This window comes from Pseudomonas sp. zfem003, assembly GCF_032621675.1.
Lineage (GTDB): Bacteria > Pseudomonadota > Gammaproteobacteria > Pseudomonadales > Pseudomonadaceae > Metapseudomonas > Metapseudomonas otitidis.
Window position 1 is genome coordinate 397,252 of the sequence record NZ_JAVYJG010000004.1, and the last position, 13,191, is coordinate 410,442.

14 protein-coding genes and 1 pseudogene are annotated in these 13,191 nt (G+C 66.6%); all 15 read right to left on the reverse strand.

From position 1 onward, the window contains the following. Positions 1–2: 2 nt before the first annotated feature. The 15 genes and pseudogenes from RTK35_RS10720 to RTK35_RS10785 all read right to left on the reverse strand — a co-directional run bounded on the left by RTK35_RS10720 (position 3) and on the right by RTK35_RS10785 (position 13,140). Positions 3–143 carry a hypothetical protein gene (locus RTK35_RS10720; RefSeq protein WP_160158561.1) on the reverse strand — a complete coding sequence of 47 codons (141 nt, stop codon included), beginning with the start codon at positions 141–143 and terminating at the stop codon, positions 3–5. Continuing rightward, complete coding sequence (locus tag RTK35_RS10725; protein WP_074971794.1) at positions 134–430, reverse strand: PAS domain-containing protein; 297 nt, start codon at positions 428–430, stop codon at positions 134–136. Before RTK35_RS10725 ends, RTK35_RS10720 begins: the two co-directional genes overlap by 10 nt. A gap of 43 nt (positions 431–473) precedes the next feature. Continuing rightward, entirely contained in the window at positions 474–1,022 is a 549-nt protein-coding gene (locus RTK35_RS30530) for a methyl-accepting chemotaxis protein (protein ID WP_253543859.1), read from the reverse strand. Next, positions 1,020–1,799: pseudogene (locus tag RTK35_RS30535) on the reverse strand (PAS domain-containing protein); the annotation flags it as partial. The pseudogene RTK35_RS30535 and the gene RTK35_RS30530, both read right to left, overlap by 3 nt. Positions 1,800–1,918: 119 nt before the next feature. Further along, the gene (locus RTK35_RS10735) at positions 1,919–2,998 is read right to left on the reverse strand and encodes a chemotaxis response regulator protein-glutamate methylesterase (RefSeq protein ID WP_074971793.1); all 1,080 of its coding nucleotides are present in this window, start codon (positions 2,996–2,998) and stop codon (positions 1,919–1,921) included. Further along, on the reverse strand, positions 2,995–3,504 hold the full coding sequence (locus tag RTK35_RS10740; protein WP_316907970.1) for a chemotaxis protein CheD: 510 nt from the start codon (positions 3,502–3,504) through the stop codon (positions 2,995–2,997). Before RTK35_RS10740 ends, RTK35_RS10735 begins: the two co-directional genes overlap by 4 nt. After that, entirely contained in the window at positions 3,497–4,306 is an 810-nt protein-coding gene (locus RTK35_RS10745) for a protein-glutamate O-methyltransferase CheR (RefSeq protein WP_316907971.1), read from the reverse strand. The genes RTK35_RS10740 and RTK35_RS10745 overlap by 8 nt, the downstream gene beginning before the upstream one ends. A 13-nt stretch (positions 4,307–4,319) precedes the next feature. Further along, positions 4,320–4,853: a chemotaxis protein CheW gene (locus tag RTK35_RS10750; RefSeq protein WP_074971790.1), complete on the reverse strand. Its 534-nt coding sequence runs from the start codon at positions 4,851–4,853 to the stop codon at positions 4,320–4,322. A gap of 55 nt (positions 4,854–4,908) precedes the next feature. Next, the gene (locus RTK35_RS10755; RefSeq protein ID WP_044404621.1) at positions 4,909–6,543 is read right to left on the reverse strand and encodes a methyl-accepting chemotaxis protein; all 1,635 of its coding nucleotides are present in this window, start codon (positions 6,541–6,543) and stop codon (positions 4,909–4,911) included. A gap of 29 nt (positions 6,544–6,572) precedes the next feature. Further along, entirely contained in the window at positions 6,573–7,091 is a 519-nt protein-coding gene (locus RTK35_RS10760; RefSeq protein ID WP_074971788.1) for a chemotaxis protein CheW, read from the reverse strand. A 5-nt stretch (positions 7,092–7,096) separates the two neighbouring features. Then, positions 7,097–9,046 (reverse strand): methyl-accepting chemotaxis protein, encoded by a 1,950-nt coding sequence (locus RTK35_RS10765; protein ID WP_074971787.1) that lies wholly within the window; start codon positions 9,044–9,046, stop codon positions 7,097–7,099. Beyond that, entirely contained in the window at positions 9,043–11,205 is a 2,163-nt protein-coding gene (locus RTK35_RS10770; RefSeq protein ID WP_316907972.1) for a chemotaxis protein CheA, read from the reverse strand. Before RTK35_RS10770 ends, RTK35_RS10765 begins: the two co-directional genes overlap by 4 nt. After that, entirely contained in the window at positions 11,205–11,510 is a 306-nt protein-coding gene (locus RTK35_RS10775) for a lipid asymmetry maintenance protein MlaB (RefSeq protein ID WP_208275756.1), read from the reverse strand. The genes RTK35_RS10770 and RTK35_RS10775 overlap by 1 nt, the downstream gene beginning before the upstream one ends. 13 nt (positions 11,511–11,523) lie before the next feature. Further along, the gene (locus RTK35_RS10780) at positions 11,524–11,892 is read right to left on the reverse strand and encodes a response regulator (RefSeq protein ID WP_074971784.1); all 369 of its coding nucleotides are present in this window, start codon (positions 11,890–11,892) and stop codon (positions 11,524–11,526) included. A gap of 9 nt (positions 11,893–11,901) precedes the next feature. Beyond that, the gene (locus tag RTK35_RS10785) at positions 11,902–13,140 is read right to left on the reverse strand and encodes a methyl-accepting chemotaxis protein (protein ID WP_410478649.1); all 1,239 of its coding nucleotides are present in this window, start codon (positions 13,138–13,140) and stop codon (positions 11,902–11,904) included. Positions 13,141–13,191 lie beyond the last annotated feature (51 nt).

The window sequence follows — 13,191 nt, forward strand, 5'->3', positions numbered from 1 at the left end:
CTTCAGCGTGGCGTGAGCAGTGCCTTGATGTGCCCGTCCAGTTGCTTCTGCTGGCTGATCCGCTGGTCGGCCTCACGAAGGATGGCGACGGCAGCGGCTGTGGCCTCCGGGTGGTGGCGCAGCGACAGGCAGGTCACGTCCATCCAGATGCAGTCGCCATCGGCCTTGCGCACCTGGACGTAGCCGACTTTTTTCGTGCGAGGTCTCCCAGCAGGCATGCACTGCCGGCCATCTCCTCGGGTGAGGCCAGCAGCAGGCTGCAGTGGCGACCGAGCACCTCGTCCGGCCCATAGCCCAGCAACTCCAGCAGGGGTGGGTTGGCAGAAGCGATCAGACCGTTGGCCTGGGTGTAGAGCAACGGCAGTTGCAGGCGCAGGGCGTCTGCCAACTGGGTGTCCGGTGGGGTGGCTGGTTTGTTCGGGTCGTCCACGTCGTTCTCCCCTCGGGTGTGCTTGCAGGGCGCCTGGCCCGGTTCAACGGGCCTGCAGGGTGCTGGTGAAGCGCTGGATGGTGTCGACCACCCGCTGGGCGCCGTCCTGGATGCTCTGGATGGCTCGGCCTGCTTCGTGGGCCAGCTGCACGCCCTGGTCCACCTTGTCGCAGCTCTCGCGCATGCTGCTGACGGCTTCCTGGGCCAGCTCATGGTTGCGCTTGACCACTTCGACGATCTCCTCGGTGGCCCGTGCGGTGCGGGCTGCGAGGTTGCGCACCTCGTCGGCCACCACCGCAAAGCCCCGGCCCTGTTCGCCGGCGCGTGCTGCTTCGATGGCGGCATTGAGGGCCAGCAGGTTGGTCTGGTCGGCGATGCCACGGATGGACTGCACGATGCTGTTGATCACGTCGGACTGCTGGCTCACCGCGCCGATGCGTTCGGCGGCATGGTTCAGTTCGCCGGCGATGCCCTGGACCAGCGCCACGGTGCGGTTCACCACCTCCGCGCCGCCCTGGGCCTCGGCATCGGTCTGTCGCGCGGTGTCGTACGCCACATGGGCAGCTTCTGATTCGGCTTGCTGCTCCAGCACCTCGGCGGTGATGTCGGAGGCGAACTTGACGATCTTGTACAGCTTGCCCCGGGTGTCGAAGACCGGGTTGTAGCTGGCCTCCAGCCAGATCACATTGCCGTGGCGATTGCGCCGTTCGAAGCGCCCGCTGACGTATTCCCCCCGATTCAACCGCTGCCAGAACTGCTGGTAGGCCGGACTGCCGGACTCTTCATGGGAGCAGAAGATCCGATGGTGCTGGCCGACCACCTCCTGTTTGCGGTAGCCGGTAACGGCGAGGAAGTTCTCGTTGGCGGCGACCACCTCGCCAGCCGGGTTGAACTCGATCACCGCCATGGAGCGGTTGATGGCGTTGATGATCGCGTCCTCCTCGTGCTCATGCAGGAGGTTGGCGCTGATGTCGGTGGCCAGCTTGATCACCTTGGTGACCCGCCCGGAAGCATCGCGCACCGGGTTGTAGGTGGCCTCCAGCCACACATCGCGCCCTTGCTTGTCCAGCCGCAGGAAGCGTTCGCGGATGAACTCGCCCTGGGCCAACCGCTCCCAGAAGCGCCGGTATTCGACGCTGTTAGCCAGTTCCGGCTCGCAGAACATGCGGTGGTGCCGGCCGACGATCTCGTCCAGGCGGTAGCCCATGGTGCGCAGGAAGTTGTCGTTGGCCTTGACGATGGTGCCGTCGGGCAGGAACTCGATGATGGCCTGCGATCGCTCCAGTGCTTCGCGAAGGGCCTGGGCTTCTGCCAGCTCCTCCTGGCATCGGACCAGTTCTTGCTTGATGGCTGCACTGAACAGAATCATCTTGTTTGCTCCAGACGGGACGCCGGGTATGCGGGGGCACACCGATCGATTCAAAAGGGCCCACCGGCACCGGCGACGGAGTGGGGAAGTCGCCGACGACGTGTCGATGGGCCGCGAACTCAGGGGCGGTCGCCCCTCAGGATGTAGGCCGGGATCTGCTCCAGGGGGATTTCCCGGTGCACCGCGTCCAGCTTGCGGGCCTCCTTGGGCATGCCGTAGACCACGCAGGTGGCTTCGTCCTGCCCGAGGGTGTAGGCCCCGGCCTCGTACATTTCCCGCAGCCCGCGGGCACCGTCGTCGCCCATGCCGGTCATGATGATGCCGGTGGCGTTGGCCCCCGCCGCGCGGGCGGCTGAGCGGAACAGCACGTCCACCGAAGGCTTGTGCCGGGACACCGGCGGGCCGTCGACGATGTCCACCACGTATTGCGCACCGTTGCGCTTGAGCAGCATGTGGCGGCCACCGGGGGCGATCAGCGCACGGCCCGGAATCACCCGGTCGCCATGGCGCGCCTCGCGCACCTCGATCTGGCACAGGGCGTCCAGTCTCGCGGCGAAGGCCGCGGTGAACTTCTCTGGCATGTGCTGGACGATGACGATGCCCGGGCAGACCCGGGGCAGGGCGGTGAGCACCTGCTCCAGGGCCTGGGTGCCGCCGGTGGAGGTGCCCAGGGCGACGATGCGTTCGGTGGTGCGGGTCATGGCGGCTGGCCCGCCAGCCGGCAGGATGGCGTCGGCGGTGAGCTTGGGCGCCAGGGCGGGTGCAGGGGCCGATGCGCTGCCGGGCATGCGCTTGAGGCGGGCCTGCGATGCAGCCTTGATGGCGCTCACCAGCTCTTCGGTGGCCTCGACGAGGAACTGGCGCAGGTTGCCCTGGGGCTTGGTGACGATGGCCACGGCACCGGCGGCCAGGGCCTCCATGGTGGTGGCCGCGCCTTTCTCGGTCAGGGTCGAGCAGATCACCACCGGTGTGGGGTGCTCGGCCATCAGCTTTTTCAGGAAGGAGATGCCGTCCATGCGCGGCATCTCCACGTCCAGCACGATCACGTCCGGCCAGTTGCGGTTCATCCGCTCCAGGGCGAACAGCGGGTCGGCGGCTGCGCCGATCACCTCGATGCCACTGTGGCCGGACAGGCTGCCGGTCAGTACCTGTCTCACGACTGCGGAGTCGTCGACGATCATCACCTTGATCTTGTTCATGGCGAGCAGGCCTCGTAGCGCCGACTGGCAAGTTGTTGCGGATTGGGGTGGCGGAGCGCGATGTTGCCGCTCCACACGTCGAAGATCAGGTTGCGGTAGCCCTCGCCGCCCACATGGCGGGCGTGGCAGGTGAGGCCATGGGCGGCCAGCAGGGCCAGGCCGGCCTCGATGTTCTGCTGGCCGATGTGCCGGCGCTCGCGGGCGCCGAGCATGTTGCCGCCGCCGAACAGGCTGATGCGGTAGTCCTTGGCGCGGGTGCCGCTGTTGTGGATCTCCTGCAGCAGCTGGTGCAGGGCGGCATCGGCGTAGCGCCCGTCCGGTTCCACCCCGGGGTGGCGGCAGGCCGGCAGCATGTAGTGGCACATGCCCCCCAGGAGCGCCTCGCGGTGCCAGAGCACGATGGAGACGCAGGAGCCCAGCAGCGTGCGCAGGCGGGTGTAGCGGTCGCCGAAGTACAACTCGCCCGGTTGCAGGAACACCTCGATGACGCCCTTGGGCTTACGCATGGGGCCTCCGGTAGATCGAAGGGCGTACGGATTGCAGCTCTTCGCTGATGCCGTTGAGGCTTTCCGAATGGCTGACCAGGAAATAGCCCCCCGGACGCAGGCGCGCGCACAGCCGTTGCACCACCTGGCGCTTGGTGTCGGCGTCGAAGTAGATCATCACGTTGCGCAGGAAAATCACGTCGAACACGCCCACGTCCGGCAGCGTGTTGTTGAGGTTGATCTGGCGAAACTGCACACGGCGCTTGAGGGCCGGGTCCAGGGTGAACAGCCCCTCGTTGCTGCCGGTGCCCCGCAGGCAGAAGCGCTGGCGCAGGTTGCCGGGGATGCCTTCGGCGTCCTCCAGCGGGTAGAGCCCGGCCCGGGCCTTGTCGAGGATGCGCGTGCTTATGTCCGAGGCGAGGATCTCCCAGGGGCGGCTTGCAACGGCATCGGCCAGCAGCAGGGCCAGGGTGTAGGGCTCCTCGCCGCTGGAGCAGGCAGCGCTCCAGATGCGCAGCGGGCCGCTGCCGCTGCGCAGCTCGGTGCCCAGCTTCTCGCGCAGGAACTCGAAGTGCTTGGGCTCGCGGAAGAAGTAGGTCTCGTTGGTGGTGAGCAGGTCGACGGCGATCTGCAGCTCCTCCTTGTCCTTCATCAGCAACTGGTAGTAGTCGCCGTAGCTGTCCAGGCCGAAATGGCGCAGGCGCTTGTTCAGCCGGCCGGCGATGAGCTGGCGCTTGGCCTCCGACATGGCGATGCCGGCGATCTCGTGGATCATTCCGCGGAACTGCTGGAACTCGCGGTTGGAGAGGCTGAGATCGGTCATGGCGGGCTCCTGTTCAGGCCGACTGTTGCAGGTCACTGGCGTTGCCGACGTCGGCCAGGCGTTGCAGATCATCCAGGGACAGCGCCTGGCCGATGTTCAACAGCACCACCAGGTGGCCGTCGAGCTTGGCCATGCCGTGGATGAAGTCGGTGCGGATGCGGGCACCGAAGCGGGGGGCCGGCTCGATGTCCTGGGCGGCGATCTCGATCACGGCGTTAACCGCTTCGACGACGATGCCCATCACCTGGCGCAGCTCATCACGCTCCACTTCCAGGATGACGATGCAGCTGCGGCGGCCGATGACGGTCTGACCGGCGCCGAAGCGCTGGCGCAGGTCCATGATCGGGACGACCCCACCGCGCAGGTTGATCACCCCCAGCACGCAGGACGGCATCATCGGCACCGGGGTCAGGTGGCCGTATTCGATGATCTCGCGGACGCTGCGGGTGCCGACGGCGAACACTTCGTCGGCCAGGGTGAAGGTCAGGTACTGCTGGGGCGCATCCGGCTGGGTAGCGTCGCCGGGGCGGCTGAAGAAGCTGGACATGCTTCGCTCCTGGGGGCACCGGTGGGTGCCCCGGTCACGGTATCGAGAGGTCGGGTCAGTGCTGGAAGCGGACGAAGCCAGCCGGTACCGCGTCGTCGAAGTCACTGTCGCTTTCGTCAACGACCGGGCGGGAGACCTTGCGCGCCGCACTCGCCTTGCCCTTGGCGCCGACATCACGGCCGCCCTTGCCACCGTTGTTGACCTTGAAGAAGTCCATCAGCTGTTGCAGCTGCTCGGCCTGGCCGCTCATTTCCTCGGCGGTGGCGGCCAGCTCCTCGGCGGAGGAGGCGGACTGCTGGGTGATCTCGCTGAGCTGGCTCATCGCCGTGTTGATCTGGCTGACGCCGGTGGTCTGCTCTTCCGAGGCGGCGGCGATCTCCTGTACCAGGTCGGAGGTCTTGGCGATGGAGGGCACCATCTGGTCCAGCAGGGTGCCGGCGCGTTCGGCGAGGGACACGCTGCTCTTGGCCACTTCGCTGATCTCCTGGGCGGCCACCTGGCTGCGTTCGGCCAGCTTGCGCACCTCGGCGGCCACTACCGCGAAGCCCTTGCCGTGTTCACCGGCCCGTGCGGCCTCGATGGCGGCGTTGAGCGCCAGCAGGTTGGTCTGGTAGGCGATGTCGTCGACGATGCTGATCTTCTCGGCGATGGTCTTCATGGCCGACACGGTGTCGCGCACGGCCTGGCCACCTTCGTTGGCCTCGCGGGCGGCCTTGCCGGCCATGCCGTCGGTGACCTTGGCGTTCTCGGTGTTCTGCGCGATGGAGGCGGACATCTGCTCCATCGAGGCACTGGTTTCTTCCACCGAAGCTGCTTGCTCCGAGGCGCCCTGGCTCATGCTCTGGGCGGTGGCGGAGATTTCCTCCGAGGCGCTGCTCAGGGAGTCGGCGTTGCTGCGTACTTCACCGATGATCTGGCCGAGCTTCTCCACCATGGTCTTGATTGCGGCGAGCATGCTGCTGGTATCGCCAGGCTTGGTGTCCACGGTGGTGGTCAGGTCGCCGGCGGCGATGCGGCTGACCACATCGGCGGCGTAGGCCGGTTCACCACCCAGTTGGCGCAGCAGGTTGCGGGTGATCAGGCCGCCTATCAGCCCGATCACGATCAGGGTGATGACGGACACGGTGATGGAGATCAGCGTGGCCTGCTGGCGAGTGGCCTCGGCGCTGAGACCCGCGTCATTGGCCATCTTCACGTTGTAGTCACGGTGCTTGTTCAGTGTGTCTCGCAGCGGATTGATGACGTTCAGGGTGAGGTGGATCATCCCGTCACGGGCTTGCTCGTTCTGGTTGGTACGCGACAGCACCAGGACCGCCTCGGCGCCTTGCAGGAACTCGCTGATGCCCTTGCGATCAGCGTCCAGCAGTTGCCGGTCCTCATCATCGGCGAGCAACTTGGCGTAGTCGTCGATGGCGACCTGGATGTCATCGCGGTTGGTTTTGATGGTGGCGTCGATCTCCGCCATGGTCTTGTCGTCAGTGGTGAGGATGTGGGTGTAGACCAGTTGGACCTGGGTGTTGACCGCATTACGCAGCTTGTTCAAGGCCACGATGCTCGGGACCGAGTTGACGTTGGCGAAGTTGGCTGCGGTGTAGACCTGGTTCATCTGCTGGTAGGCGATCCCGGAGAGCAGGATGATGCCGAGCAGGGCGGACATCACCAGGAGGATCATTTTTTTGCTGATGGTCATTTTCAGGACTCCTGTGCGCGTCTGCGCAATCAGACGAGGGACAGTCGGGGGGTGTTGCGCTGGCCGGCCAGGGCGGCGATCTGGTCGACGTTCAGCACCTGCTCCATGCGCAGCAGGGTGAGAAAGCGTTCGTCCACACGGGCGAGGTCTTCGATGTATTCCGGGGGTACGCGGCTGCCGAAGGCCGGGGCCTGGCGCAGGGCGGGCGGCTCGATCTCGGCGACGGCGGTGACGGCATCCACCAGGGCGCCCATCAACTGGGCCTCTTCGCCGTCCTGCAGTTCGATGATGACGATGCAGGTGCGCGGGCCCAGTTCGGTGCTGCCGAGGCCGAAGCGCTCGGCGAGGTCGATGATCGGCACCACGGCGCCGCGCAGATTGATCACCCCGCGCACCAGCGGCGGCATCATCGGCACCTGGGTGATGGCGTGGAATTCGAGGATCTCCCGCACGTAGCGGGTGGCGACACCGAACAGGTCACGGCCGACCCGGAAGGTCAGGTACTGGCGTTGTTCTTCGCCTGATTGCAATGCGAGGTCGAGGTTCATGGTGTTCAGCTCCTGAAGCGGATGAAACCGCCTTCCTGTTCATCACCCTGGAGCGACGAGTTGCTGCGGTGAGAAGGCGATACCGAGTACGAAGACCGGGAAGCGCTGGCTGATCCATTTGAAGTGTTCAACTGGAAGAACCGCATCAGGTCCTGCAGGTTGGTGGACTGCACGGTCATCTCTTCGGAGGTGGCTGCAAGCTGTTCCGAGGCGGCGGCGTTCTGCTGGGTGATGTCACTGAGCTGTGTCATGGCGTCACTGATCTGGTTGACGCCAGTGGTTTGCTCTTCCGAGGCAGCAGAGATTTCCTGGACCAAGTCGGAGGTCTTGGTGATCGAGGGCAGCATCTGGTCGAGCAGGGTGCCGGCGCGTTCGGCCAGGGAGACGCTGCTCTTGGCCACTTCGCTGATCTCCTGGGCGGCCACCTGGCTGCGTTCGGCCAGCTTGCGCACCTCGGCGGCGACCACCGCGAAGCCTTTGCCGTGTTCGCCTGCTCGGGCAGCCTCGATGGCGGCGTTGAGGGCCAGCAGGTTGGTCTGGTAGGCGATGTCGTCGACGATGCTGATCTTGTCGGCGATGGTCTTCATGGCTGACACGGTGTCGCGTACGGCCTGGCCACCTTCGTTGGCTTCCCGAGCAGCCTTGCCGGCCATGCCGTCGGTGATCTTGGCGTTCTCGGTGTTCTGGCTGATGGAGGCGGACATCTGTTCCATGGCGGCGCTGGTCTCTTCCACCGAGGCGGCCTGGCTGGAAGCGGCTTGGCTCAGGTTCTGTGCCGTAGCGGAGATTTCTTCAGCGGCGCTGCTGAGCATGCTGGTGGACTGGTGTACCTGGCCGATCACGTCGGCGAGCTTGCGCACCGTGGTATTGAGTGACTGCTGCAGTTCGTCGAGGTGACCGTTGTAGCGTCCGCTCATGGTGCGGGTCAGGTCGCCATCGGCCAGCCCCTCGATGACGCTCATGGCTTCACGCAGTGGGGCAATGATGGCCTCCAGTGTGTCGTTGATACCGTTGACGATGCGGCGGAAGTCCCCCTGGTGCCGGCCGGCGTCGGCACGCACATCGAGGCGGCCGTCCAGGGCGGCCTGGCTGAGCATCTGGGTGTCTTCGATCAGCGCCCGGATGTTGCCGCGCAGGGTCTCGATGGTGTCGTTGATGAAGGCTTTCTTGCCCGGGAACTGCTCCAGCGGTGCGGTGAGGTCGCCTTCGCCGAAGGACTTGACGCAGGCCATGGCCTTCTTCTTCACGCTGATATGCCCGGCGACCATCGCGTTGATACCGCGGGCGATCTCGGCGTAACTGCCCTGGAAGCGTGCAGCGTCGATCACCACATCGATGTCACCCTTGTCGTGCTCGTCGGACATGTGGCGCATTTCGCTCATCAGGCCGGTGATGTTGCGGCGCAAGGTCTCGATGTTGTCGTTGATGAAGGCCTTCTTGCCGGGGAAGGATTCCAAAGGAGCGCTCAGGTCGCCTTCGGCGATGGAGCGGACGCAGGCCATGGCCTTCTTCTTCACCTCGATGTGGCTGGCCACCAGTGCATTGATGCCTTGGGAAACCTCACCGTAGAGGCCGGGAAGCCGGGTGTTCAGGATGACGTCGATATCCCCGCGTGCATGCTCGTCGCAGACGTGCCGGAGGTCCTGGGCAAGCCCATCAATCTGGGTTCCGATCTGGTGCAGGTGGTCGCGCAGAGATCCGCTGGTGGCTGGACTAGCGGGTCTTGCAATGGTCTCTCCGCGTGACAGCTGCTCGGCGAGTGCCAGCAAAGCCTGGGGTTCGTCACCCAGCTTGCGAGCCAGTGTGCCGTGCAGATACAGCCCCTGAACGCCTACGGCAACGGCTGCCAGAATGGCCAGCGGCACAGCGGTGCTGGAGGCCAGGCCCGAAGCCAGGGCGAGTAACGCGAGTACGGCGGTTGTGGTCAGGGCCAGGATGCGGAGAGAGAGGTTCATTGCAGGGCACTCCTCGGTTGGTTGGGCTGGCTGGCGCCGGGGCGGCCAGGCTGCGCGAACTGGGCGAGCAGGCCGGGGATGTCGAGGATCAGCGCCACCGCGCCGCTGCCGAGGATGGTGAAGCCGGACAGCGACGGGACCTGTCCGAAGACCTTGCCGAGGGGCTTGATGACGGTCTGGAACTCGCCGTGGAGCTGGTCCACCACCAGGCCGGCGCGGACCCCGGCGTAGCTGACCACCACCACGTTCTCCCGGCGGGGCCGCAGGCTGGCTTCCTCGAACAGGTTGCGCAGGCGGATGAAGGGCAGCACGTCGCCGCGCAGGTCCAACTGGTCGAGGTCGTCCAGGTCGCTGCTGGGCAGCTCGATGCATTCCTCCACCATGTCCAGGGGCACCACGTAGCTGGAGCTGCCGACGCCGATCAGGAAGCCGTCGATGATGGCCAGGGTCAGCGGCAGGCGGATGCGTACGCAGGTGCCGGCGCCCAGTTGGCTGTCCAGCTCCACCGTGCCGCGCAGGGCGGTGATGTTGCGCTTGACCACGTCCATGCCGACGCCGCGGCCGGAGAGGTTGCTGATCTGGTCGGCGGTGGAGAAGCCGGGCTCGAAGATCAGGTTGAAGGTGTCCTTGTCCGAGAGCTGCTGGCCTTCGGTGATCAGGCCGCGCTGCACGGCCTTGGCGAGGATCTTCTGCGGGTTGAGGCCGCCGCCGTCGTCGCTCACTTCGATGACGATGCCGCCGGCCTCGTGGTAGGCGTTCAGGCGCACCACGCCCTGCAGGGGCTTGCCGCTGGCGCGACGCTGCTCGGCCGGCTCGATGCCGTGGTCCATGGCGTTGCGCACCAGGTGGGTGAGGGGATCGCCGATCTTCTCCACCACCGTCTTGTCCAGCTCGGTGTCGCCACCGCTGATGTGCAGGACGATGTCCTTGCCCAGCTCCTTGGAGACGTCGCGCACCACCCGCTGGAAGCGGTTGAAGGTGGCGCCGATCTGCACCATGCGCAGGGTCAGGGCGGAGTCGCGGACTTCCTCCACCAGGCGCGAGAGGGTCTCGGCGGACTCGCTCATGTTCACCAGGCCGCAGCCCTGGGCGAGCATGCGGGTGTTGGCGCCGGCGATGATCAGCTCGCCCACCAGGTTGATCAGCTGGTCCAGCTTGCCGGCGTCGACGCGGATCAGGTTGGCGTCGCCGCTGGCGCGGGCGGTTTCCTTGAGGGCCTTGCCGACGGCGGCGGTCTCGCCCGGTTCTGCGGCGGCCGCCGGTGCCTCGGGGCTGGAGGCGGCCTGGGCGTCATTGGCCGGCGGGGCATCGAGGCTGGCCAGTTCGGCTTCGCTCAGGGTGCCGCAACGCAGCAGGCGCTGGCGCTGGGCCTCGCCTTCATCGGCCTGCTCGGCCAGCAGCTCGGCGTAGCGGGCAAGGGGCGCGCCGGGCGGCAGGATGCGGATGCGGCCCTCTGCGCGGACGAAGTCGAAGGCGCCTTCGATCACCGCCTGGTCGGCCTCGGTGGTGAAGGCCACTTCCAGGCCCAGGTAGCAGGCTTCGGGATCGAGGGCCTCGAAGCTGGGCAGGTGGTCGAGCACCGGTTCGATGTGCAGCAGGTCGCCGAAGGTGACGAGGTAGCGCAGGAAGGACACCGGGTCCATGCCATCGCGCAGGCTGTCGGCACCGAAGCGCAGGGACAGGTGCCAGTGCTGGCTGGCGACGCCATCGCGGGGGGCGGCTGCGCATTCGGAAGCCGTTTCGGCGGTGGCGGCCGGGGTGCTGTTCAGGTACTGGCTGAGGCGTTGCACCAGTTCGGCTTCGTGGATGCCCATCACCTCCGGCAGCTCGGCCAGGTCGCGGCCCTCGGCGAGGTGGTTGACCAGGCCGGCCAGGTGGTCGCCCACCAGCAGCATCAAGGCGCTGAGGTCGGCGCTGAACGGCAGTTCGCCGGCGCGGACGCGATCCAGCACGCTCTCGGCCACGTGGGTGAAGGCGACGATGGAGTCGAAGCCGAACAGCCCGGAGGAGCCCTTGATGGTGTGGGCGGCGCGGAAGATGGCGTTGATCAGTTCGGGATCTTCCGGGGATTGCTCGATCTGCAGCAGGGCGTCTTCCATCTGCTGCAGCAGTTCCCGGCTTTCGGCGATGAAGGTGCCGATCACGCTGTCGAGGTTCATCAGTTCAGCCCTCCGATGGGGAGCAGGTCACGCAGGCCGCTCAGTTGCAGGATCTCGGTCATGGCCGGGCTGGCCCCTTCGAGGCTGAGGTTGACGTGTTGGCGCCGAGCCTCCTGGCAGGCCGCCAGCAGCAGCTGCAGGCCGGCGCAATCCACTTCCTCGATGGCGCTGAGGTCCAGGTGCAGGGCCACGGCGCCTTGCAGGGCGTTGGCCAGCAGCAGCTTGGTGTCGGCGGCGGTGTAGATGGTCAGCGCGCTGTCCAGGGCCAGGCGGCGGCTGCCATCGGGGGATTCCAGGGTGCTCATGGCAGTCTCCCGATCACGGCAGGATCAGCTTGGAAACGGCCGTCAGCATCTGGGCCGGCTGGAAGGGCTTGACCACCCAGGCCTTGGCCCCGGCGGCCTGGCCTTCGGACTTCATGGCGTCGCCGGCCTCGGTGGTGAGCATGATCACGGGGGTGAACTTGTAGGCCGCCAGTTGCTTGACGTTCCTCAGGAAGGTGAGGCCGTCCATGTTCGGCATGTTCACGTCGCTGATGATCAGGTGGACCTTGCGGCCGTCCAGCTTGGTCAGCGCGTCCTTGCCGTCGACGCCTTCGAGCACGTCGTAGCCGGCGTTTTTCAAGGTCATGCCCACCACCTGGCGGATGGAGGCGGAGTCGTCGACGATGAGAATGGTCTTGGCCATGATCTGTCCTCAGAAGAAGGTGATGTCGGAAGCGGAGTCGCTGGCGCCACTGGTGGTGCTCTGGCTGCTCTTGCGGCCTTGGTGGATGGCGTGCTGTTCGGGGGTGGTGTAGGTGCGGGAGAGCTCGTCGAGCCAGGAGCGGGCGTCCACGTGGCGGGCGTCGTCCTCCTCCAGGTGCTGGGCCAGGCGGCTGATGTCGTCGCGCATGTGGCCGAGCATCTGGCTGACCCGGTCCTGGAACTGCAGGGCCACCAGCACCTCGGAGATTTCCTCGCCGACCACGGCGTTGTCGTTGCGCAGGGCGTTGCCCTGTTCCACCAGGCGGGTGGCGCCGGAGCGGAACTGGGCGATCACCTGGCGGATCACCTGGCTGGCGTTCTCCAGGGTTCCGGCATCGCGGGTGGCGTGTTCGTTGGAGACCTGCAGGGTGCGCTCGATGGCGCCACTGACGGTCTCGATGGTGTCGCCGATGCGCTTGCCGGTTTCCTCGGAGAGGGTGGAGAGCTTGCGCACTTCGTCGGCGACCACGGCGAAGCCGCGTCCGGCTTCACCGGCGCGGGCAGCTTCGATGGCGGCGTTGAGGGCCAGCAGGTTGGTCTGCTTGGCCACGTCGCCCACTTCCTTGGCCATGGTGCGCAGCTGGGCGGTGTAGCTGTTCAGCCGCTCCACCTCCTGCAGCAGGCTCTCCTTGCTGGAGAGCGCCAGGCGCAGCTGGCTGACGATGTCTTCCAGCTCCACTTCGCTCTGGGCCAGCAGGGTGACCAGGGCATCGCTGTCGGCCTGCATGCCGCTGGAGACGGCGTCGCTGATGCGGCCGGCGAGGCGGGCGAAGCGCTCGGCGAGGGCTTCGATGGCGGTCTGGGTCTGGTGGCGGGCGGATTCGATCTGGGCCGACCAGATGGGGGCGATGCGAGTGCACAGCTCCGGCAGCCCCTGTACATGGCGCTCGGCCTCCTGGCGGGCACCTTCGGCCAGGGCCTCGTCATGGGTGCGGTGCAGGGCCTGCTGGTGGGCGCCGTCACGCTGGGCGATGACGACCCACAGCAGCAGCGTGGGCGCCACGGCCGCCAGGGCCCAGGCCGGGGAGGGGAACTGGCTGGCCGTCCAGAACAGCACCGCGCAACCGGCACCGCAGAGTGCGATGGGCAGCCAGGGGACGCTGGAAGTAGGGTTCGGGCTCGTCACGGTCGCGCTCCTTGAGGACACGGGGCCCGCAGCGGAGATGCGTTGCGGGGTTGTGTCCAGCATGGGCGCGGGGCGTGATCGGCCCTATCGTCCTATCCCGGTGATGGCCTCGGG